The organism is Microbulbifer maximicatervae (SeqCode), assembly GCF_056232625.1.
Map to the genome: position 1 here is coordinate 1,708,256 of NZ_CP174324.1, position 19,570 is coordinate 1,727,825.

Below are 19,570 nucleotides of genomic sequence, written 5' to 3' on the forward strand. Positions count from 1 at the left end.
GCTATGCACGTTTTGTGCGAAACTGGGAGCACAGCGACCTGCACAAAATGTGCATAGCGTTGGGCGTCCCGCGGAGGCTCGAAGGGCCGCAGCAAACTGCTTGCGCTTGTTAAGTTCACTCCTCTCTAGTACGAACCCACTGAGACTTCATTGACGTTCTTGTGGCGCTCCAGCCAGGAGGTAAATCTGCGATTGAATACAAAGTAGGATCAAGCGATATGATCTCGCCCATACCCACAATCATTAGGTCTTCTGATTTATTAGTGGTACCGCAAGTGAACGCCCATGAATCATCATCCGCGTAGTGCACTACCATTAATACTGGAAGTGAATCCTTAACGACCTGCTTGGTCGTTATCGCGGCAACATTCTTTGCTTGATCAAATGGCCAATCCAATTTCTCTACTCCACTTGCGGACAACGAACAACAGAGCATTACCAGAAATGTAATTAATTGCTTTTTCATATCCGTAACTTAACGCCGCTAGCAAGGGCAGCCGAAGCAACGCGTAGGCTGTCCAGCCCAGTCCCGAAGGGGTGGGCGAGCTTGCCTAGCCTGGTTATGGCTGGCGCACTCGAGACCGACTACTAGCACTTTGCCAACCATAGTTTGGCTGGCCACTACCCAATATTAACGGGGAAAGAATGCCGCACTTTCCCCAACCAATTCCTATCTTACTGACAATCCACGAAGTTACAGCGGACTACCCCTTTTACAGTACCTAAGCGAACACTCTAGGAGCGAAACTGCTTAAATAGCAACCAGTAAAAATTGCTCGATATTGGCTGTTATTTAGTGGTACTAAAGCTTCAGTTACTACGAAAAATCAACAAAGCCGACCGCCACAATAACGCCGCTAGCAAGGGCAGCCGAAGCGGAGCGTAGGCTGTCCAGTCCAGCCCCGAAGGGGTTGGGCGAGCTTGACTAGCCTGGTTATGGCTGGCACGCACTGAACGACCTACTTGCTCTTTGCTGGCCATAGTTTGGCTGGCCGCTGCCCAATATTTAAGAGGAAAGAATACCGCACTTTCCCCAACCAATTCCTATCTAATTGACACTCCGCGAAATTGCAGCTGGCTGCCGGTTTCTACCGCACCTGAGCAAACACTCTAGGAACGAAACTGCTTGAATTGCAACCAGCAAAAATTGCTCAATACTGGCTGCTATTTGGTGGCACTAAACCTTCAGCTACCACGAAAAATCAATAAATCCGACCGCCACAATAACGCTCGGTTTAGGGGCGGCCGGAGCACAGCGTAGGCCGTCCCAGCCGCGCCTTTCGCGGCGATTACAACCGCTTGTTAGGTGGTTGTTGCCGGAGTGCATATAGGCCTGTCACGCACACCAACCACCAGAATACTACGAAGAATACCAGAAAAAACGATACACCACTGTAAGGGCTACCAGGACTAATCGCTAGTTTTGGCGATAACGCTGGAAAGCCACTTTGTAGCAACCATAACGGTGGACCAATAAAAATATCTCTGACATTGTGCCAAATCCCTCCAGCTCCATCCGTGACAAAACTTATTGCTGCGAATAGCAATGCTAGGGCCAGACCTAGTAAGAATAAAAAACTTATTCGCCTCATGACCTATTGCCACCTAACGCTTCACTCAGCTGCGTTTTTGGAGAAGTCCGTTTGTGCTATAAGCATAAAAAGGAGCGCCGGAAAAAACGTCAGCTGGAGTGACTTGTTAGCCATGTAATTCGCCGATTCTATTTAATACTTTTAATTAGATACGCTGCCATTTAGCAATACCATCCTCTTGAGACAATATTCTTTTTCTTACTCCCCGAAGGTAGTTTAACTCTTCGAAAAAGACAATTTCTGATTCTTTGCCCTTATAGGTTTCATCCTCCCCAAGACTCCAAATTGCCTCTGAAGTATCGATATTATCAAGCAGTAAAGTATCTATATCAACGTAATAGCGTTGTAGCCCTTGACTAGTTTCAACGGGACCAAGTAATACCGCTTGAATCAACCCGTCTAGACTATCCAGGGATATAATTCCTTCTAAGTAATCGCCTATTAATTCTTTAATCTCGTATTTATCCATGAGCTACTTCTTACGGCTAACGCCCGCAATAACCGGCCGGAGCGAAGCGGAGGTCCGCCGGAAGCCACGCAGTGGCTGGAGCGTAGTTAATTGCCTTGTTATGTGCCTAGCCATATTTTTGCCAAATTGCGGCTACATTTTGATATTGAGAGGGTAAATTAGCTTTAGCCTCTTGAATAGATGAGTATTCAGCATCTTGCTCAATTTCCCAATCAGAGTCACAGCTAAACCGGTAGAATTTTTCGCTATTGGAATATTTGCAAATTGCCAAACCAAATATTTCCGCAGCAACCTCTCCATTTTCAAAGAGCACAAATCCAAATGGCTTAGAATCTGACCAAGCCCACTCAATCACTCTTGCTCCATCAATTTCTTTAGGAGGATTGCTCATGACTATCCTTGCACATAACGCCCACAGCACGGGCGGCCGAAGCGCAGCGTAGGCTGTCCCGCGGAGGCCCGAAGGGCCAAAGCAGCGTGCCTGTGATTGTTAAGAGTTATTGGCACCATATTCCTGATTCCAACAAAAGCACACAAATAAGTAGTAGCTACCAAATAGAGCGTATATCCACATAATTGTAAACCCCACGTGATCTATAGCACTACTACCAAATTTGGAATACAACAAAAATACCAAAAGTGAAGCAAAGAACGAGGTGTTCAGAATGACAGTACCAATAAAGCGCGCAACACCAAATCTACTCCCTTGCCTTGGGCAGAGAAATGTAAATGGAAGCCATGCAAATTTCTTAGCATGAAATACATTCATTATTTTAATAAACTCACTCATAACTCGATCTTTCGATTATGGCTCTTAACGCCCGGCGCAGCGGCGAGCAAAGCGTAGCTTTGTGAGTCCAGGCCAGCTTACTGGCCGAGGCTGCCGCCGCTTGTTAGGCGATTTTAAAGTAGTCCTTACCGGTAAATACTAGAGAGGCCATATGCTTGATCTCTTGCCATTGACTATCGTTTATAACATAGCTAATTTCTAATGATTTAGTCCCAGTTTCGACTATTGAGCTTTCCTTAAATATGCACGTCAGATGATCCTTAGATATTTCTAGGGCTTCTATACCATTGTATAGAGTGACCTGCTGTGGCTCCTTTACCGTGCAAACACCATCATCGTCCTCCCCGAGAGAAGATAGTTTCCCGTCAGCACCAAGAGCTCTCTGAAAGTTCCAGCTTTCTCCTCCCTTTTCGGGATCAGACTCTTCAAAAAAAATATTAAATACAGTGAAGTCTTCCGTAAACTTATTCTTAAAAGCTTCTACTGTGTTAGCTGTAAACTTCGTCATATCGGTTCGCATGCCTAACGCCCCGCACAGGGGCAGACAAAAAAGCGTAGCGTTTTGGCTGTCCCAGCGACCAAGGGGAGCGATTGCTGCGGCTTGTTATGAGTACTACTCATTGATGTACTCTTTGATAATAAATACCTTCAAATACTCACATTCTTTCGGATGAATTGGGTTATGGTTTTTACAGTAATCTTCCTCATAACCAACTATGCGAACCGCATCCATTAACTTTGGATAGACATCCGTCGCATCCCCTTTTGCGAAGTAATACCAGCCTTGTTTTCGCGGTTTTGGACTAAAAACAACGCCTAACTCACCTCTTGCCAATGGACCACAGTCATCGACGACCAGCTCAATGTCAATTACATTCACAGATACGCTGCAAAGAAGAATTAGCAATACGAGATATCTAGCCATTTGTACTCATAACGCTTTTAGCAGCGGTGAGCGTAGCGAGTCCAGCCCATGGGTGTTTCCCATGGGCGATGCTGACTAAACTTGTTATGACTTTGCTGGCCATATTACTGTTTCATTGTCCGATTCAAATAGATAGCTACACTGCATTTGTGAAAGACAATTGTAATCAAACCAAAACATTATTCCCAGACCATCGTGAATTAAGCATTTGTGATCCGGAAGCCCTTCGGACGACCAATCTTCAAGCTTTGCAATTTCCCCAGTGTGCTTAGCAATTAATCTTGAAACCTTTTCGATTTCTAGCCCGAAGAGTTGCTTTTCAAATAATGAGTAACCTGCCCCCATAACTGTTACTGTACCCAAGCGAAAATCATCATCATTATTAAAGGTAAAGGTTAAGTTTCTTGGCGAATACCAAAGCTCTCTATGCCAATCACCTGTACCTTCAATATATTCGGATTCATCAACTCTATCTGGCTTACCTAAGAAAGAAATTACTTCTTTCTCTTCCATGCCATATCTAATTTCGCCTATTCCAATACCTGGTAATATCTTCATTACTTAATGGTCATAACGCCTCAAACACCGGCTTGGTGAAGTTGGCGGCTTTTTTTGCGTAAACAAAAAAGGGGACAGCTTTACCAAGTCCGCGTGCTTTGACTTGTTATGCCTATTCAGGATTTATAATTTTTTAGTAACTCGTATGCTTTAGGATTTATATTCCTTATGTCTCTCGAGCCGTTAGTGATATCTGTAAAATATTTTCCGCAATACTGTCTTTTAATTTCGACTGTCATCGGCAAAAACATTGCGGCTATGCTTTTATCCTCGGCAACATCCAACTTTGCGAAGACTTCCGGCAATTCCATACGAGCCTTAGCCATCAATCCCTCAGCAACGGATATAACGTCTATATTCCTATCTCTCCAACCGGATTGCGCAGTAAGAATTTTCGTTTCACCCTCTGGAATAAACTCTATGCACCTTTCAACCATTTTATTCAAATGGCTCGACAGCTGGGAAGCAAGTCCAGCTGCTCCCATTGCTGTATCCGGTTCATTTGAGCTTACCGCACTTGAGTTCAGTATCAAGACACCCAAAATTGCAATTCTTAATTTCATAAACTACTCCTACTTAATTCTTATTAGTGGCATAACGACCACAGCAGGGGCGGCCGAAGCGTAGCGTAGGCTGTCCCGCAGAGGCCCCATAAGGGGCCGGCGCAAACTGCCTGTGATTGTTAGACTGAACATTGCACTCATGACCTAAGCCTACAAATAGCTAACTTTGAAAGGTATACAGCTAAACATACCGCCCAAAAAATAGCTAGTACAGGAAATGCAAACCTAAGTTGGCTAGAGCATGCAGAAGGCTCGCTGACGAATTCACTTATCAATAATATTGGGAAAGGTACAAAAGCTGCTGCTCCACACGCAAATACTGTCGGTGCAAAGAAAAAGGTAATTAGACAGGTTCTTAGTGGAATTTTGACTGCGCTTTTGAAGTACTCAAACTTTCTCCAGCCCCACCTTACAGTGATGAAAGACACAAAGAAATACACAGCTAGAACTGCCAGATATATGACCAGGTAAGAAATTTCTTCAGTGTCCATTTATTGCTCTAACGCTCCGTTAAGCGGCAGACGCAAGTTGTGCTATGCTTTTGAGCACAACTTGTGACTGTCCGACTTCAACGGCTTGTTAAATGTTTACTTGCACGCTCCTGGAACACGACACGCACAAGATGATGGAGCGTGGCATGCATGATCTTCACACCTTGCAGCATTATCGAGATTTTCTGGATAAGGACCAAAATGCTGCTCATATAGCTCTTTAGTTTTTTTGAAAGCAGTTACAAGGTTACGATAATCCTCTTCACCATATATACCAAAGTACGGAAAATGATGTAGATAATGACCAAATACTTTCTCACAGTCTTTATGGTAGGCGACTGTATCCAAAATGTGAGCGTGCCAAAACTCATCCAACAATTTATTTGGCACCAACTCAGATGCAGGATATAGTTTTTTTAGTGTTAAATATCGTTTATATTCCCTTTCTGCCAGATCGCATTCACCTTTATCCATTTTTGCTTCTGACGACTCACATAACTTCCATTTAAGCCTTTGAAAATCTAAAGCTTCAACCGAAGGATGAATTCCATCTCGAAAAATTACTTCTTTTAATTCCATGTTATTTACTCCTATGGTTATTGAAACATTTAACGTTGCCAGCAAGGGCAGCCGAAGCAAAGCGTAGGCTGTCCAGCCCAGCCACCGGCTGGGCGATCTTGCCTGGCCTGGTTATAGCTGGCGCGCTCTGAACGACCTACTTGCTCTCTGCCAGCCAACTTTGGCTGGCCACTGCCCGATAAATTTACAGGGAAAAATACCATACTTTCCCCACCAGTTAACTAGCTGATTGGCACTCCACAATGGTGCAGCTGGCTTGCAGAACTTGTTGGCTTTAAACGAAGGCACTTGAACGAAACTGCGGTACCAGTTTGAAGGAGAACTCTCTGGCGAAGCGTGTTCAGGTAGAGATTGTTACTTGCAGCAACTACAAACCATCTAAAAAATGACCGCCACAATAACGCCGCTAGCAAGGGCAGCCGAAGCAACGCGTAGGCTGTCCAGCCCAGCCCCGAAGGGGTTGGGCGAGCTTGCCTAGCCTGGTTATGGCTGGCGCGCTCGGGACCGACTACTAGCACTTTGCCAGCCATAGTTTGGCTGGCCGCTGCCCAATATTTACGAGGGAAGAATACCGCACTTTCCCTAACCAATTCCTATCTTACTGGCAATCCGCGAAATTGCAGCGGACTGCCTCTTTTTACAACACCCGAGCGAACACTCTTGGAGCGAAACTGCCTGAATAGCAATCAGTAAAATTGCTCAATACCAGATGCTATTTAGTGGCACGAAACCTTCAGTTACCACGAAAAATCAATAAAACCGACCGCCACAATAACGCCTTTATAAACGGCGTGCGTTTTTCAGCGCGTCCAGTTGCAGCCGTTTTCTGGCTGCAACGATGTTTAATAAACTTGTTATACCCTGGCTATTTGTAGATTTTGGGATCAACTTCATATTCTCCACCCATTTCCTTGGGCTTCAAGCTTGGGTGTTGCTCGTAGATGGGGTTCATGAAGCTAGTAAGTAGTTCACCCATCACTTTTCCTGTGGCTTGCTGGTAGTTTTTAAACTCTTGTTCAGAGCATCCATCCTTAATAAGAGCAAGATTATTATCCATTGCAGCCCCTATTTTAAGTGCAAGCAAGCTTGTTTTTTCAGCTAGTTCTCTATCCATAGGTAGTATCCGTATAACGCCGTGCTAAACGGCGCGCGCTTTTTGCGCGTCCAGTGGAGGCCGCTTTCGGCCGGAACGGTGTTTGAGCACCTTGTTATAGGCCTTCAGTCTGCAGCCCTACCTACAATTTTAAGCTGTATACCACTAGCTATTTCTATGATTGAAGAAAGACTTACTTGAAACCAATACTCATCTCCAGCTTGGTCATAAAAGCTAAAGCAGAACTCCTGTTCATCTGCATCAAAGCCACCACGAAAAGAATCTGAGTGAAACATATCATCGGATTCGATTTCAGACCACTGGGAGATTGAATACGATTTGGCTTTAATTTGCTTACAGATTTTTACGAATTCTTGGGATATAGGTACTTCCATTACTCGAACCCTGCTGCTCTATAACGCTCAAAGCAGCGGCGCTCTTAGCGTCCGCTGCCTTTGCTTGTTAGGGCTCGAAGTTTCTCCGAAGCCCTTTCCCTGACAACTTGCCAGGAATCATTTATTAGAACCCTCAATACCGCTTCAGTAATTTTACCGTTGTTCGCCAGCGCATTCCTTACGGATTCATCTTCATCTTTTGCTAGTTGCAGCATGAGCGATTCTGGGATTTTCCTTTTACGAGCAACCATGCCTCGGACTTTTGGGTCATTGTGTGCTGCCAGATTTTCTAGTATTTCGACTGGTACAGTTTTGTTCTGCGCTACCCAGAATGCCAGTTTTGGATATTTCTCGAGAACATCCTCCCATATTTTCGTGGGAGCCTGGTCATGAGCGGCGCGAGTATATTCATCTATTACTTCGCTTTCTCTAAGCCTTTTAAATTCTTCTGCAGACTCAATCATGAGGTGCCCTAACGTCTTTAGCATGCGAGCGCTTTTTGTGGAGCCGAAAGGCGGAACGAAAAGTGGGTCGCGTGCCTGAGCTGGTTAAATGCTTTTACCATAACGTTTTTTAACATAGTAAAACACATTAGATGATAACCAAACCAGTATGAGTTGAATAAACATTTCACAATAGGTTAAGTCATACGAGGCCTCACCATCCACGTGGATAAACCAATGTAAGAAAGGAATGGGACCAACAAAGCCTTGGTAAAACCAAAGCCTCCACCAAACGATAGAAGCAACAAACAAGCCCAATAAGATCAGCAATTGTATTCCTGTAGTCTTGTTTCCTTTCTTCATTTAATTCCCTGTATTTAACGACTACAACAGGGGCGGCCGGAGCGTAGCGCAGGCTGTCCCGCGAAGGGCCACAGGCCCGCAGCAACCTGCTTGTACTTGTTAAATGTATTAGTCACTCACTACCTCATACTTCCAACGATAGGAGCTATACAGATACTCTCCACCGCCTTCTCTATCAGTTAGTTTCGCCTGAAGTAAAAACTTAGTGCCTACAGGGTAATCACGACTCAACTTTTTTGCACATTCCACTTGAAGTGACGGGCTGTACTTACCGCCTGCCACAGGCCGAATGTGAACTTTTCCGTGTTTTCCAGATGTATTGGAAGGGATATAGCTTTCAACAAGCACTTCTTCATACGGTGATATTTTTGCCATGACCATACGTCCTTATACATTTAACGCTAAGCTAACCGGCAGCGAGTGCGAAGCACGCTTTTGGCTGTCCGACTCCGGCCGCTTGCGGCCGGAGTGTAGTTGAGCGCCTTGTTAAGCCTGGCACGAAGCTCGCTATTCACCATGAAACTGTTCCCACGCTTCAGATTCAAGATCACCACAATCTGATACTAAATTTCCAGACTCGTCATATACCTTAAATCTATGTTGAGTACCGCCTATGCTTCCAGAGCCATCAAGCCCCAATAGCAAGGAATAGAAGGTATCAGTAAGAACACCATCTAGGACTGATACCATCAGCTTCTGCTGGTTTGGATTTAGCTCCATATTCTTGATTATGGAAGCCACCTCAGTTTCTTCACTGCCGGAGGTATAAAGTTTCAGGAGATCTTCTTTCTCGATCTTCCAGCGTTTTACAAACTCTTTGGCATCCATACTTTTTCTCTGAGGGCTTAACGCCCGCAGCACAGGCCGGAGGTGCGAAGCACCGGAGGTCCAGCACACGAAGTGTGCAATTGTGCCTGCGTTTGTTAAGTGACTCACATATAGTTACTAAATACGCCACCATACCTCATCACCAGATACACATAGCATTACGTCTTTAAATACACGTTTATCCGACATACGCACCAATCGCAGTTTTAAATTATCAATTTCGACAAAGGTATCTTCTGATTCTTCAGAATCGAATTCTTCGGTTTCTATAAATCGCTGAGCTCTTTCAAAGAGATTACGGTATTCATCAAAAGCCGGAGTTGGAACCAACACACCTATGAACCAAGGCTGATCAAGGTCTGTTTGTGTTAAGTCGGCCAACTTTTCGTCTTCTTTGTATAGTTCCCAGATATTCATTTTTCACTTAACATTTATATAGTAATCATTCTGATCACTATTATCCTGATTACTATCCTGGAATCAATCTAACGAAAAAATACACAAAACCCAAGTAAAATCAATATATTATTCATGATTCAGAACCATTGTACCAAATGGAAAAACGATCACTTTGACTACTATCCCCATTTTATACGAGCTCCCTAACCCATTGAAATAAAATAGGTTTTCAAACATTCCGGACCTAGGCCAAAAATAACGGTCAAACTGATCGAAAATCCTGATGACTCCCAGTCAAATGTTCATTAAACTGTTAATCCATACAGTATCCGGACTGTAAAAATGGACGACATCCCTATTCCGCTACCCCAGCGACCATCCCGCTTTATGGACCGTTTTAGGGCTTTTATACGGTCTCGCTATTTGGCATACAAAACAGAAAAGACATACTGCTTTTGGGTGAAGGACTTTATACGCTTTCATGGGATGAAACATCCGCAGGAGCTCGGAAAAGCTGAAATAGATAAGTGGTTAAGTCACCTTGCTGCTAATCGTAATGTGTCAGCCAATACTCAAAAAACTGCTTTGAATGCAATTATCTTTCTCTATAAGCAGTTTCTGGATATTGAATTAGGGCAACTACAGTTCGAAAAAAGCCATCGGCCTAAGCGATTGCCTGTTACTTTTAGCCATGAAGAAGCAACCTCCGTATTAGAGCACCTTAGCGGTCCAAATAAGCTTGCTGCTTCATTAATGTATGGTTCGGGCCTTAGAGTTATGGAAGCTGTGCGGCTTAGGGTACAGGACATTGATTTTAGTGATCAATGCTTGATAGTACGGGAGTCCAAGGGTGAGAAGTGGCGAAGAACACTACTGCCTCGGTCTCTGGTTAGGCCCCTCAAGGTGCAGATAGCACATGCGCTTTCTCTACACGAGCAGGATTTGGCTGAGGGCTATGGGTATGTCTATTTGCCTTTCGCTCTGGCGAAAAAGTACCCACAAGCAGCGACGAGTGCTGCTTGGCAGTATGTATTCCCCGCTCGATTTCTATCGCAAGACCCTCGCAGCGATATGATGCGACGGCATCATATTGGTGAGCAGCAAGTTAGGCGGGCCGTTGCCAAGGCCGTTTCGGCCCTCAATATTCGTAAGAAGGCGAGCTGCCATACATTTCGCCATTCGTTTGCCACCAACCTTCTGCGGGCTGGTACTGATATACGCAATATTCAGGAGCTACTCGGCCACAACGATATCAGTACAACCATGATTTACACCCATGTTATAGGCGTACATGAGCGCGGTGTTACCAGCCCTCTTGACTAATTTCGGCCCCCGGCAGCTATGCCTTTGGGTGGTAGCTGGCTTTAGGCCAAGCCTTGTTGATTTCATCTGCCTGAAGCTCTGCATTAAAGTGTTCCCAGGTAATGCCATTAATGTCAGTTTCTGCGGTAAATTTATCGGCACCATCTGATTCCCATCCTAGATGCCTAAGCGTTCCGCTTTCACAATTTGGATCATGGCGAATCGATAGGTTAACAGTGGCAGTTCGCCATAAAGCATATTCATTGGGCACATGCACGCAGGGAGCAGTATTTAACCTTCTACTATAGTCGGCAACTGACTCTTCTATCTGATTAGTCGACAGTGCTATATGAATTTTATCCATGGGCCCTACCTTTATTAATACTTGTTTTGATATCTATATTTTTTAATTACTACCACTCGCCCCAGCTTCCAGCTGCTTCTGTACCTTATCCAAATTAAAAGATCCGGGTACCTGGCTGGGTGGATACTCTTTCATCGTTTGCAAAAATTTTGATGCGAGTTGCTGCATGGGAACCAAGACAAAAGCTCTGTCTATAAACCAGTCGTTATAGGTGTTCGAGTTGTGTTGGGCTTTTTCGAAAGGATCTTGCCTCAAATTGAACAGCAGTGGCACTCGTAATTCAGTAAAGGGCTCTCGCCAGACTTCAAAACCCCGCCCGCGATTTTCCAGGAAAATAGCTTTCCAGGGTTCGTAGCGCATAGCTACAATTTGGCCGTCATCATTTACGTAGATAAATTCTTTTCTTGGAGAAAGTTTTGCTTTACCGGTGAAGTAATCCATCATGTTGTAGCCATCAACATAATTTCTGTACTCGCGCCCATTCAGCTCGACCCCTTCCTTGAGCTGTTCCTTGATATTCGGATTCCCCCCGGCCGCAGCGAGAGTCGGCAGCCAGTCTTCATGGGAGACAATACCTGTCAGCGTAGTGCCCGCTGGAAATTTGCCCGGCCAGCGCACGAAAGCTGGCACCCTATAAGCTCCTTCCCAATTGGAATTTTTCTCACTGCGAAATGGCGTAGTTGCAGCATCTGGCCAGGTATTGAAGTGGGGGCCGTTGTCTGTGGAATAAAACACGATGGTATTGTCGGTGATATCCAGGCGGTCAAGCACACTTAGCAGCTTTCCTACCAGGATGTCATGCTCAACCATGCCATCCATATACTCATTGCTGTTGGGGCCCGCAAGGTTTGTGTGCTCCTTTCTCACATGGGTGCGAAAGTGCATCCGGGTGGCATTCCACCAGACAAAGAATGGGGTCTTAGCCGCGTGTGCACGTTCGATAAAGTCGATAGCTGCCGCTAGGGTTTCATCATCGATGGTTTCCATCCGTTTCTTGGTGAGGGGGCCGGTATCTTCGATTGGTCCGCCGGCCTTGGCTTTAATCACTCCTCTGGGGCCAAACTTCTTACGGAATTCTGGGTCTTTGGGATAGTCCCGGTTCTCCGGCTCTTCCTCGGCATTCAAGTGATAGAGATTGCCAAAGAATTCATCAAAGCCATGGTTGATGGGCAGGTGTTCGTCCCTATCCCCTTGGTGGTTTTTACCAAACTGGCCGGTGGCATAACCCAGGCTTTTCATTACTGTGGCGATAGTGGCATCACTCTTCTGCCAACCCTCTTTGGCACCTGGAAGCCCCACTTTAGTCATGCCGGTCCGCACTGGGACATTACCCGCTAAAAAAGCCGCGCGGCCTGCTGTACACGACTGCTGGCCGTAGTAATCGGTAAAAGAGAGCCCTTCTACCGCTAGCCGATCAATGTTGGGCGTGGTGTAGCCCATCATGCCACGACTGTTGAAGCTGATATTCCAGATGCCAATATCATCTCCCCAGATCACCAAAATATTGGGTTTGGTCTGCGCGAAGAGGCTACCAGGGGAAAGGAATACAGCAGCCAGTACAACCAAAAGGAACTGTCGGAGACGGGATTGGGAGATCAGGAGCATTACACACCTCGATATTGGCAGGCTCAATACACCGCTTTAAGACTAGTCCCGGTAGGCGGGAACTTGAGGAATCACCGGCCCCTGGCTTGATTGATCCTTCGCTTCTGGCGGAAACACCGTCCGCCAGTCCTTAGCCATATCTACCACCAACCAGCCATTTGCCTTAGCGGCTTGTAGCGCTTTGTCCAGGCGTCCCACTGAGGAGTTCTTATCGTATGCCCATTCTCTTTTGGCATCGGTATGATGAATCAGCATGGCAAAACGCGGCCCCTTAGCGGCGGTGGTCCATTCCAGCATTTGTAAATCACCATCGGAATTGCCTGCGGCAAAAACTGGCCTCCGGCCAATCACGTCATTGATTGCGATAGGCTTCCCCTGTTTATCGGTGAGGAAGGCCAATTTATCTAATTTCACAATATAGGGATGCCCACCCCCATTTTCATAGCGGGACTTTAGGCGACTGCCGATAACCTGCTCTGGGGGGATTCCATATAACTCCTGGGAAAACACTCGGATAAAATCAGTGCCGCCCCCCGAAACAATGTAGGTTTTAAAACCATTTGCTCTTAAGTATTCCAGCAACTCCAGCATGGGCTGGAACACCATCGCACTGTAGTGTTTGCCAGTTTCCGGGTTCTTAGCACTCTTGAGCCATTGGGCAACAGAGCGCTGGAAGGCATCCGTACTCAATCCCGCATGAGTCGCAGTAAGCATTACTTCCAAACCTTCCCTGCCTTGCCCCAACAGGTTTGATAAATTGCCCTTTAGAATCGAAGCGAAGGGCTCTTGGGTTTTCCACTCTGGGTGTTGGGGCGCTAGTCTTTTAACCTCATCAGCGGCATAGAGAAGCTGGAAGTACACGGGCTTCTCGGACCAGAGGGTGCCATCATTATCAAATACCGCTATACGTTCACCGACAGTTATAAAGTCGGCGCTGTCCTTACGGGTAACCTTGTCAACAAAGGCCATAATTTGGGCTTTAACGCCATCTTGCCAGGATGGCAAGGGAGAACTGAGTGCCGGTAAGCTGATTGCCAAAACCAGCAGCAGACACCCTCGGCTCAGGGCAACCCTAAATATCCAATCCAGCATTCTGGCCCTCTCACAAAATGACATTTACGGCACATGAACTAATCTTTTGGCCTAGGGAGCCTCTGAATAACTCCCTAAGATAAGAACTCATCACAATAAAAAAACCGTGATAAATATAGCTGGCACTAGCCTCCTCCAAATCAGCCTTATCTGTCTCGTACTGGTGGCCTGTGGTAACGAAGAGCCGGTTGATACCCAACCTCTCAAACGCCAGGACGAAGCAATCAGCTCAGAAGCCACTTTCGTGGGCTCCGCGCAATGCGCCGTATGCCACAAAGATGAGGCCAGTGCCTGGCAAGATTCCCACCACCAGCTGGCAATGCAAGTCGCCAATAGTGACAGCGTTCTAGGTGATTTCTCCGGGGTGGCATTCGAGCATCTGGGGCAGAAATCTCACTTCTATCAAAAGGAAGGGCGCTATTACGTACGCACAGATGGACCCAGTGGAGCCATCCAGGACTATCCCCTTGCCTATACATTTGGTGTCCACCCTTTACAGCAGTACTTGATTGATTTGGGAGGCGGACGTCTTCAGGCACTGAGTATTGCTTGGGACAGCCAGGACAAATCTGCAGGTGGCCAGCGCTGGTTTCATCTCTATCCCGATCAAGCGATAGACCATCAACATCCCCTGCACTGGACCGGCATAAACCAGAATTGGAACTTTATGTGTTCCGACTGCCATTCCACCAATCTGCAAAAGGCCTATAGCCTACAAACCGATAGCTACCAGACATCCTGGTCAGAGATCAGTGTCGGTTGCGAATCCTGTCACGGCCCGGGATCAAGGCACATTCAGTGGGCAAAAATACAAAATGAGGTATTGCCGAATAAAGGGCTAGATCCCCATTTTATTGATCCAACCCAACAGATCCGGGAAATGGATCTGCAAACGGGGATTGCCAAGCTTGCGCCATCGGCAGCCATCCAGCGTGAAATAACAACTTGCGCCCAGTGCCATTCTCGGCGGAGTACCCATTTACCGGGAGCGCAGGCTAACAGCGAATTACTGGATCATTTCAACCTCACACTTCTGCAAGAGCCTCTCTACCACGCAGATGGCCAGGCCGATGGCGAGGTATTCGTGTACGGATCTTTTCTGCAAAGCAAAATGTACGCCGCAGGTGTTACCTGTAGCCACTGTCATAACCCCCACAGTCTACAACTGAGAGCAGCTGGTGATGCAGTTTGTGCCCAGTGCCATATGCCGGAGCGATTCGCCCGTACTGATCACCATCTGCACCCAACTCAAAGCCCCGGTGCCCGCTGCACAAACTGCCATATGCCGACGAAAAATTTTATGCAGGTGGATGGGCGCCGGGATCACAGTTTCCGCGTTCCCCGACCTGACCTTTCCGAGGCGCTGGACACCCCCAATACTTGCAACAGCTGCCATCAAGATAAATCGAGCCAGTGGGCAGCGAAGATATTGGAAGACAAATACGGCTCACCTCCCCCTCACTACGGGCAGACATTGCACGCAGCTATGCGCGGGGATAGCGAGGCCGATAAGATGTTAATGGACCTTATTCAGGACAGCAGTCAACCGGAGATTGTTCGGGCCAGCGCAATCCGTTTGTTACCGCGCTACCTGACGATAAATTCCGCTCAGTTACTCCAACAAATTGCCCAGAGCGAAGAACCATTATTAAACCTGGCCCTTGCGCAGTCTCTGGATGAACTACCGGAGCAATTGCGACTGATGATCGGTGTACCGCTGCTTTTCAGTAAAATGGCCGTAACAAGGTCGCTGGCTGCCAATGGCGTTACCGATGCTCAGATCGGGACTATGCCCGCGCAAGTACAGCAGCAATACTCAAAGGCCCTTAAAACCTATACCACCTCAGAATTATTCAACAGCGACCGGCCGGAATCCCTGGTAAACCTAGGCAACCTCCATTTCCGGAGAGGAAATACGCAACAAGCGGAAGCCTTCTATCGCCGGGCAATAACCAAGGCCTCCTACTACACACCCGCCTATATCAACTTGGCCGACCTTTACCGGGCAAGTGGACGTGAAACCGATGCGGAATTATTACTTAGAGGGGCACTATCGAAGAGTGAGGATATCGCCGTAATCCAGCATGCCTTAGGCCTTTCCCTGGTTCGTCAGAACCGCCACCAGGAGGCAATGGGTTTTCTAAAGGCGGCGGCTGAGCATGAGCAAACCCAGAGCCGCTATCTTTACGTATACGCCATAGCCATTCACTCAGAAGGCAACAGCGAACTCGCCCTGGATATTCTAGAAGACGGCTATCACCAGTTTCCGCAGGACCTGGATATTTTGCGGGCATTAATTTCTATTAGCAGGGAATCCGGCAAGCGGGAAATCGCACAAAAATATGAAGCACTTTTAGCCAGCAAACGCTAAAAATCATAATAGAGACTTAACCTAAGAAGCCTTTCAGTAGGCAGCAGACCAAATTCACAGGACTCACAGCCCCTGAAAAACTGGGCTTGCAGTCGAGTACTAAAATGCTCAGTCCAGTTCTGAATCAATTCCAGGTTGTGGTACTGGCTCTTGTCATCCAGGTTGTATTGCACACTCTGACGATATTGAAACTTCTTATCCAGCCGGGTGTTACCCCACATCAAGAACAAATACTCTTGCCGTAGTTGTCCGGTAGATAAAAGGTTAAAACTTTCGGACAGAAATGAAATCGCCTCATAAACCCGCGCGCTGTTCAATCCGTTCTTTGCACTATCTACCTGCGTTTGAACCAAACCCCACTCGTCATCATCGAATCCATGCTGGTTATACAGATACTCCGCAGTAACATCCCATCCCTGGTTGAAGCTGAGCTGAGTACCAAGCACCAGCTTCAAATAACCATCGTCCTCTGCTGGAAAATAGGAGAGTTCGCCCGGCTGCGGTAACTCCCGCTGATGTTCCCAAGCCCCCTCCAACCTGAGTGTGGCACTGTCTCCAGCCAAAGTACTCAACCCGAGAGCGACATTGGTTGCCTCCCCCTCTATCTGATGTAATACCAAGCGGGTATCCAAGTCACCTTCACGATTCACCACGAGAGCGTACTGAAACTCATGGTCATTTACGCTAGTGTCAAAGTGACCATCCAGTTCATCCTCAACCTGAGCCATATAAATGCCGGTGTTCCAGCGACCATAGCGGAAATCGAGATGGGCCATATCCCAGCCCAGTTGCTGGGTAAGCTCATCGGCATCCAGATTGGGGCGATCAAATGTGGCTTTTAAAATATTTGCTGGAGACCAGTTGTAACCGTTGCTCCACTGAGGTTTTATCCGACCGACGTTAATACCAATCCTTCGGTTGTCAGTGTAAGAAGAGAAATACCCCTCTAGCAGATGGGATTCTGTCTCTTTTTCAGATGTTCCAGCCTCATTAGACCGATAGTGCTCTATCGCCGCAAACCGCGAGTAAACTGAGAAGTGTGCTCCCAGGGAGAACTGGCCACTGAGATCCAGAGCAAGCAAAGACTCTTGTTCATCAAAGACAAACAGACCCGGATCGAAATAGAGGTCATCCCGAACTTCATTCTGCTGGTGATACCCCAGTAGCGAAGCATCAATATCCCAAACAACTCGAGAAACCCCTTCCTCAGTGCTCACTTCATCGAAAAGTTCCGAGTTGGTCTCGAAAGGGTCTTGATAGTCTTCGGCACTGGCAACTTTTTCAGCAAAAGCGAGAGGAAGGAATATAAATGGGAGAATTGTCCTGATTCTGATAACCATTACCGACTCACCTCAATTCAGCCTGCCAAGGGAGCCCTTTTGGAAAATTGCCGGGTCCAGGCTCTCAAGACGATAGTCATCGAACTTCATCCAGGTATAACTCTCGTCAATGAGTGCATCCACCAAGAGTAATTTATGCAGTTTCAGCTCGCCTTCAAACTGCTTGAACTCTTTATAGTGCGCTGTTTTAAGGAGGCGCCCGGAGCGGGTATAAAACTCCCCCTTTAAAGGCAGGTTTCCCTCAGCCTGTGCCATCCATATTTTTACTTTGTCATAGGCAACACCAGAGGATTTTGCCGATAAATACAGCACCCAGTAATCTTCCCCATCAACAGTTTCTTGCCCTTGCAGCTCTGCGGTGTAATCCCGGGAGAAATTTGCCCCCACTACATCACCGTTACTGGTCTCACCAATTAATCGCTGTGAGGGTGCAATCCGGATAACCCTGCGCGTGCCGGGAATATAGAGCCACATATTGGCGCTCTCTTTTAGCATTGCCCTCCCCTTTTCCCGGGCGGGTGCCAAAAACTGGATCAGTGATTGCTCATTAAATACTTTGACACTGAGCTTATTGGTGCGGGGCTCCTTGTCCTTTTTATAGCTGACATTGGTAATATCAAAGCTAAAGCCCTGATCCCTGAACCCGCGAAAGTCATCCAGCTTATTAACCAGTGACTCAGCCGAAACCGATGCATAACTTGAGTAGCTAAACAACAAGCAGGCTATCGCCAACACCCACCCATAAAAAGAATTCGACTTATACATAGAAGACCCAAATCAAGTAAACCTAAGTGCTTTTACTACCGGCAGCCGCGATGCTTTTATCGCTGGATAAAGGCTCGAAACAAGTGAAATACAAAAACCCAACAGGAAGGTTTTCAATAAGATATCCGGCACGACAAACACACGGATAGGATAGTCCTGGGTACTGCCCGGTGGCCGGGGCATCATCCATTCAGCATAGGTAATTCCCTTGGCTGCCAGTGTACCAATCAGTAGCCCGAGCAAACTTCCGATTAAACCGAGAAATACCGACTCCAGTAAAATCAGGTTTACAACCTGGCGAGGAGTGCCGCCCATAGCTCGGATAGTACCCAGCTCGCGGGTGCGCTCCATTACTGCCATCAACATGGTATTGGAAATACTCAACGCGACGATTACCAACACAATGACGGTAATAAAACCAAAAACCCCGTTAAACAGGCCAACAACCTGATGATAATAACCCGCCAGTTCTTCCCAGCTTTTTATTTCTAGGTTCAGATTGTTCTGCTCAAAGACACTGGCCAGAGTCGCAATTGAGGTAGATGTAAGTTCAGTCTCCTCCAATAAAACCACTAGCCGTGTAATATCTGACGTATAGAGCAGTTCCTGGGCCAGAGGCAAATTCACCCTGAGCAAGCGATCATCCAGCTCCTTAACACCGGTTGTGATTACCCCCATCACCTGTACATCGACAGCATTGATTGCTCCATCCTGGGTGCTTGCCAACAGGGTCAAGTAGTCCCCAATCTGAACATCCAGGGCATTGAACAAGCCTTCTCCTAGGTGAGCAGCAGAAATATCCTCTGGAAATAGATCGTCCCCTTGAACAATCTGAATTGCAGAGGAAAGCATCACTTCTTTCTCCGCGTCGATACCAATTCCAGTGATGGCTATCGATTGCTTGCCATCACTAAGCAGGCCATTGAAATTAAGGCGAGGCGCTACCACCAACGTATCGGTTTCATTTTCTACCAGCTCGGAAATCTTTTGAAGGTCCCCATCAGCAATCAGGTATTTTTCCGGTTCCGCTTTGCCAAACTGGTTGTAACCTTTGGCATAGATTTGTATATGACCAAGCTGCGAGCGGATCATACTCTCCCGCATCCCCTCATACATCGACTGTACAAAACCGCCAAAAATAATCAGGCTGGTACAACCGAAAACGATCGCAGCCAAGGTAATCAGGCTGCGGCGCCCGTTACGCATAATATTCAGCAGTGCAACTTTCCAACCCAAGCCCATG

23 protein-coding genes are annotated in these 19,570 nt (G+C 46.9%); 2 read left to right on the forward strand and 21 right to left on the reverse strand.

Going from position 1 to position 19,570, the window contains the following annotated elements; all coding sequences use genetic code 11:
- Window positions 1-115 precede the first annotated feature (115 nt).
- The 15 genes from ACJJI6_RS07340 to ACJJI6_RS07410 all read right to left on the reverse strand — a co-directional run bounded on the left by ACJJI6_RS07340 (window position 116) and on the right by ACJJI6_RS07410 (window position 9,506).
- Window positions 116-466: a hypothetical protein gene (locus ACJJI6_RS07340; protein ID WP_444913468.1), complete on the reverse strand. Its 351-nt coding sequence runs from the start codon at window positions 464-466 to the stop codon at window positions 116-118.
- Window positions 467-1,737: 1,271 nt separating this feature from the next.
- On the reverse strand, window positions 1,738-2,061 hold the full coding sequence (locus ACJJI6_RS07345; RefSeq protein WP_475712984.1) for a hypothetical protein: 324 nt from the start codon (window positions 2,059-2,061) through the stop codon (window positions 1,738-1,740).
- Between the two features lie 106 nt (window positions 2,062-2,167).
- Window positions 2,168-2,452: a hypothetical protein gene (locus ACJJI6_RS07350; protein WP_413665441.1), complete on the reverse strand. Its 285-nt coding sequence runs from the start codon at window positions 2,450-2,452 to the stop codon at window positions 2,168-2,170.
- Window positions 2,453-2,954: 502 nt separating this feature from the next.
- Window positions 2,955-3,359 carry a hypothetical protein gene (locus tag ACJJI6_RS07355; protein ID WP_475712985.1) on the reverse strand — a complete coding sequence of 135 codons (405 nt, stop codon included), beginning with the start codon at window positions 3,357-3,359 and terminating at the stop codon, window positions 2,955-2,957.
- A gap of 105 nt (window positions 3,360-3,464) precedes the next feature.
- Entirely contained in the window at window positions 3,465-3,731 is a 267-nt protein-coding gene (locus ACJJI6_RS07360; protein ID WP_475712986.1) for a hypothetical protein, read from the reverse strand.
- Between the two features lie 129 nt (window positions 3,732-3,860).
- The gene (locus ACJJI6_RS07365; RefSeq protein ID WP_475712987.1) at window positions 3,861-4,289 is read right to left on the reverse strand and encodes a hypothetical protein; all 429 of its coding nucleotides are present in this window, start codon (window positions 4,287-4,289) and stop codon (window positions 3,861-3,863) included.
- A 161-nt stretch (window positions 4,290-4,450) separates the two neighbouring features.
- Complete coding sequence (locus ACJJI6_RS07370; RefSeq protein ID WP_475712988.1) at window positions 4,451-4,897, reverse strand: hypothetical protein; 447 nt, start codon at window positions 4,895-4,897, stop codon at window positions 4,451-4,453.
- Between the two features lie 587 nt (window positions 4,898-5,484).
- The gene (locus tag ACJJI6_RS07375; RefSeq protein ID WP_475712989.1) at window positions 5,485-5,967 is read right to left on the reverse strand and encodes a glycine-rich domain-containing protein; all 483 of its coding nucleotides are present in this window, start codon (window positions 5,965-5,967) and stop codon (window positions 5,485-5,487) included.
- An 865-nt stretch (window positions 5,968-6,832) separates the two neighbouring features.
- Entirely contained in the window at window positions 6,833-7,081 is a 249-nt protein-coding gene (locus tag ACJJI6_RS07380; protein WP_353376763.1) for a hypothetical protein, read from the reverse strand.
- A gap of 104 nt (window positions 7,082-7,185) precedes the next feature.
- Window positions 7,186-7,455: a hypothetical protein gene (locus ACJJI6_RS07385; RefSeq protein WP_444913281.1), complete on the reverse strand. Its 270-nt coding sequence runs from the start codon at window positions 7,453-7,455 to the stop codon at window positions 7,186-7,188.
- A 44-nt stretch (window positions 7,456-7,499) separates the two neighbouring features.
- Window positions 7,500-7,919 carry a HEAT repeat domain-containing protein gene (locus ACJJI6_RS07390; protein WP_444898102.1) on the reverse strand — a complete coding sequence of 140 codons (420 nt, stop codon included), beginning with the start codon at window positions 7,917-7,919 and terminating at the stop codon, window positions 7,500-7,502.
- An 84-nt stretch (window positions 7,920-8,003) separates the two neighbouring features.
- Window positions 8,004-8,261, reverse strand: coding sequence for a hypothetical protein (locus tag ACJJI6_RS07395; RefSeq protein WP_444898103.1), 258 nt, complete (start codon window positions 8,259-8,261; stop codon window positions 8,004-8,006).
- Window positions 8,262-8,369: 108 nt separating this feature from the next.
- A complete protein-coding gene (locus ACJJI6_RS07400; protein WP_475712990.1) occupies window positions 8,370-8,636 on the reverse strand; it encodes a hypothetical protein in 267 nt (88 codons plus the stop codon).
- A gap of 132 nt (window positions 8,637-8,768) precedes the next feature.
- On the reverse strand, window positions 8,769-9,089 hold the full coding sequence (locus tag ACJJI6_RS07405) for a hypothetical protein (RefSeq protein WP_444909960.1): 321 nt from the start codon (window positions 9,087-9,089) through the stop codon (window positions 8,769-8,771).
- A 117-nt stretch (window positions 9,090-9,206) separates the two neighbouring features.
- Entirely contained in the window at window positions 9,207-9,506 is a 300-nt protein-coding gene (locus ACJJI6_RS07410; protein ID WP_413662309.1) for a hypothetical protein, read from the reverse strand.
- 324 nt (window positions 9,507-9,830) lie between these two features.
- Between ACJJI6_RS07410 and ACJJI6_RS07415 the strand changes: the two genes are divergently transcribed.
- Entirely contained in the window at window positions 9,831-10,811 is a 981-nt protein-coding gene (locus tag ACJJI6_RS07415) for an integron integrase (protein ID WP_475712991.1), read from the forward strand.
- Window positions 10,812-10,827: 16 nt separating this feature from the next.
- On the opposite strand, the gene ACJJI6_RS07420 is transcribed toward ACJJI6_RS07415, so the two are convergent.
- Genes ACJJI6_RS07420 through ACJJI6_RS07430 form a run of 3 tightly spaced genes read right to left on the reverse strand, consistent with a single transcriptional unit; the run spans window position 10,828 to window position 13,851 of the window.
- Window positions 10,828-11,154, reverse strand: coding sequence for a VOC family protein (locus ACJJI6_RS07420; RefSeq protein ID WP_444912810.1), 327 nt, complete (start codon window positions 11,152-11,154; stop codon window positions 10,828-10,830).
- 42 nt (window positions 11,155-11,196) lie between these two features.
- Window positions 11,197-12,759 carry an arylsulfatase gene (locus tag ACJJI6_RS07425; protein ID WP_445359824.1) on the reverse strand — a complete coding sequence of 521 codons (1,563 nt, stop codon included), beginning with the start codon at window positions 12,757-12,759 and terminating at the stop codon, window positions 11,197-11,199.
- Window positions 12,760-12,801: 42 nt separating this feature from the next.
- Window positions 12,802-13,851, reverse strand: coding sequence for an HAD family hydrolase (locus tag ACJJI6_RS07430; protein ID WP_475712992.1), 1,050 nt, complete (start codon window positions 13,849-13,851; stop codon window positions 12,802-12,804).
- A 106-nt stretch (window positions 13,852-13,957) separates the two neighbouring features.
- Here ACJJI6_RS07430 and ACJJI6_RS07435 point away from each other — a divergent pair, with 106 nt between their 5' ends.
- On the forward strand, window positions 13,958-16,222 hold the full coding sequence (locus tag ACJJI6_RS07435) for a multiheme c-type cytochrome (RefSeq protein WP_475712993.1): 2,265 nt from the start codon (window positions 13,958-13,960) through the stop codon (window positions 16,220-16,222).
- Here ACJJI6_RS07435 and ACJJI6_RS07440 read toward each other — a convergent pair.
- The 3 genes from ACJJI6_RS07440 to ACJJI6_RS07450 are packed head-to-tail and all read right to left on the reverse strand — an operon-like array spanning window position 16,219 to window position 19,569.
- A complete protein-coding gene (locus tag ACJJI6_RS07440; RefSeq protein ID WP_475712994.1) occupies window positions 16,219-17,562 on the reverse strand; it encodes a hypothetical protein in 1,344 nt (447 codons plus the stop codon). The two genes, ACJJI6_RS07435 and ACJJI6_RS07440, sit on opposite strands and share 4 nt — an antisense overlap.
- A gap of 12 nt (window positions 17,563-17,574) precedes the next feature.
- The gene (locus ACJJI6_RS07445) at window positions 17,575-18,327 is read right to left on the reverse strand and encodes an outer membrane lipoprotein-sorting protein (protein WP_475712995.1); all 753 of its coding nucleotides are present in this window, start codon (window positions 18,325-18,327) and stop codon (window positions 17,575-17,577) included.
- A gap of 12 nt (window positions 18,328-18,339) precedes the next feature.
- Window positions 18,340-19,569, reverse strand: a complete 1,230-nt coding sequence (locus ACJJI6_RS07450) for an ABC transporter permease (RefSeq protein WP_475712996.1) — start codon at window positions 19,567-19,569, stop codon at window positions 18,340-18,342.
- Between the last annotated feature and the right edge of the window lies 1 nt (window position 19,570).

Excerpts from the sequence above, each read along its gene's own strand:
- ACJJI6_RS07395 (WP_444898103.1), bottom strand. The coding sequence starts at position 8,261 with ATGAAGAAAGGAAACAAGACTACAGGAATACAATTGCTGATCTTATTG.
- ACJJI6_RS07410 (WP_413662309.1), bottom strand. The coding sequence starts at position 9,506 with ATGAATATCTGGGAACTATACAAAGAAGACGAAAAGTTGGCCGACTTA.
- ACJJI6_RS07400 (WP_475712990.1), bottom strand. The coding sequence starts at position 8,636 with ATGGCAAAAATATCACCGTATGAAGAAGTGCTTGTTGAAAGCTATATC.
- ACJJI6_RS07345 (WP_475712984.1), bottom strand. The coding sequence starts at position 2,061 with ATGGATAAATACGAGATTAAAGAATTAATAGGCGATTACTTAGAAGGA.
- ACJJI6_RS07380 (WP_353376763.1), bottom strand. The coding sequence starts at position 7,081 with ATGGATAGAGAACTAGCTGAAAAAACAAGCTTGCTTGCACTTAAAATA.
- ACJJI6_RS07440 (WP_475712994.1), bottom strand. The coding sequence starts at position 17,562 with ATGGTTATCAGAATCAGGACAATTCTCCCATTTATATTCCTTCCTCTC.
- ACJJI6_RS07430 (WP_475712992.1), bottom strand. The coding sequence starts at position 13,851 with ATGCTGGATTGGATATTTAGGGTTGCCCTGAGCCGAGGGTGTCTGCTG.
- ACJJI6_RS07385 (WP_444913281.1), bottom strand. The coding sequence starts at position 7,455 with ATGGAAGTACCTATATCCCAAGAATTCGTAAAAATCTGTAAGCAAATT.
- ACJJI6_RS07370 (WP_475712988.1), bottom strand. The coding sequence starts at position 4,897 with ATGAAATTAAGAATTGCAATTTTGGGTGTCTTGATACTGAACTCAAGT.
- ACJJI6_RS07355 (WP_475712985.1), bottom strand. The coding sequence starts at position 3,359 with ATGACGAAGTTTACAGCTAACACAGTAGAAGCTTTTAAGAATAAGTTT.
- ACJJI6_RS07375 (WP_475712989.1), bottom strand. The coding sequence starts at position 5,967 with ATGGAATTAAAAGAAGTAATTTTTCGAGATGGAATTCATCCTTCGGTT.
- ACJJI6_RS07425 (WP_445359824.1), bottom strand. The coding sequence starts at position 12,759 with ATGCTCCTGATCTCCCAATCCCGTCTCCGACAGTTCCTTTTGGTTGTA.
- ACJJI6_RS07405 (WP_444909960.1), bottom strand. The coding sequence starts at position 9,089 with ATGGATGCCAAAGAGTTTGTAAAACGCTGGAAGATCGAGAAAGAAGAT.
- ACJJI6_RS07415 (WP_475712991.1), top strand. The coding sequence starts at position 9,831 with ATGGACGACATCCCTATTCCGCTACCCCAGCGACCATCCCGCTTTATG.
- ACJJI6_RS07365 (WP_475712987.1), bottom strand. The coding sequence starts at position 4,289 with ATGGAAGAGAAAGAAGTAATTTCTTTCTTAGGTAAGCCAGATAGAGTT.
- ACJJI6_RS07390 (WP_444898102.1), bottom strand. The coding sequence starts at position 7,919 with ATGATTGAGTCTGCAGAAGAATTTAAAAGGCTTAGAGAAAGCGAAGTA.
- ACJJI6_RS07350 (WP_413665441.1), bottom strand. The coding sequence starts at position 2,452 with ATGAGCAATCCTCCTAAAGAAATTGATGGAGCAAGAGTGATTGAGTGG.
- ACJJI6_RS07340 (WP_444913468.1), bottom strand. The coding sequence starts at position 466 with ATGAAAAAGCAATTAATTACATTTCTGGTAATGCTCTGTTGTTCGTTG.
- ACJJI6_RS07420 (WP_444912810.1), bottom strand. The coding sequence starts at position 11,154 with ATGGATAAAATTCATATAGCACTGTCGACTAATCAGATAGAAGAGTCA.
- ACJJI6_RS07445 (WP_475712995.1), bottom strand. The coding sequence starts at position 18,327 with ATGTATAAGTCGAATTCTTTTTATGGGTGGGTGTTGGCGATAGCCTGC.
- ACJJI6_RS07450 (WP_475712996.1), bottom strand. The coding sequence starts at position 19,569 with ATGGGCTTGGGTTGGAAAGTTGCACTGCTGAATATTATGCGTAACGGG.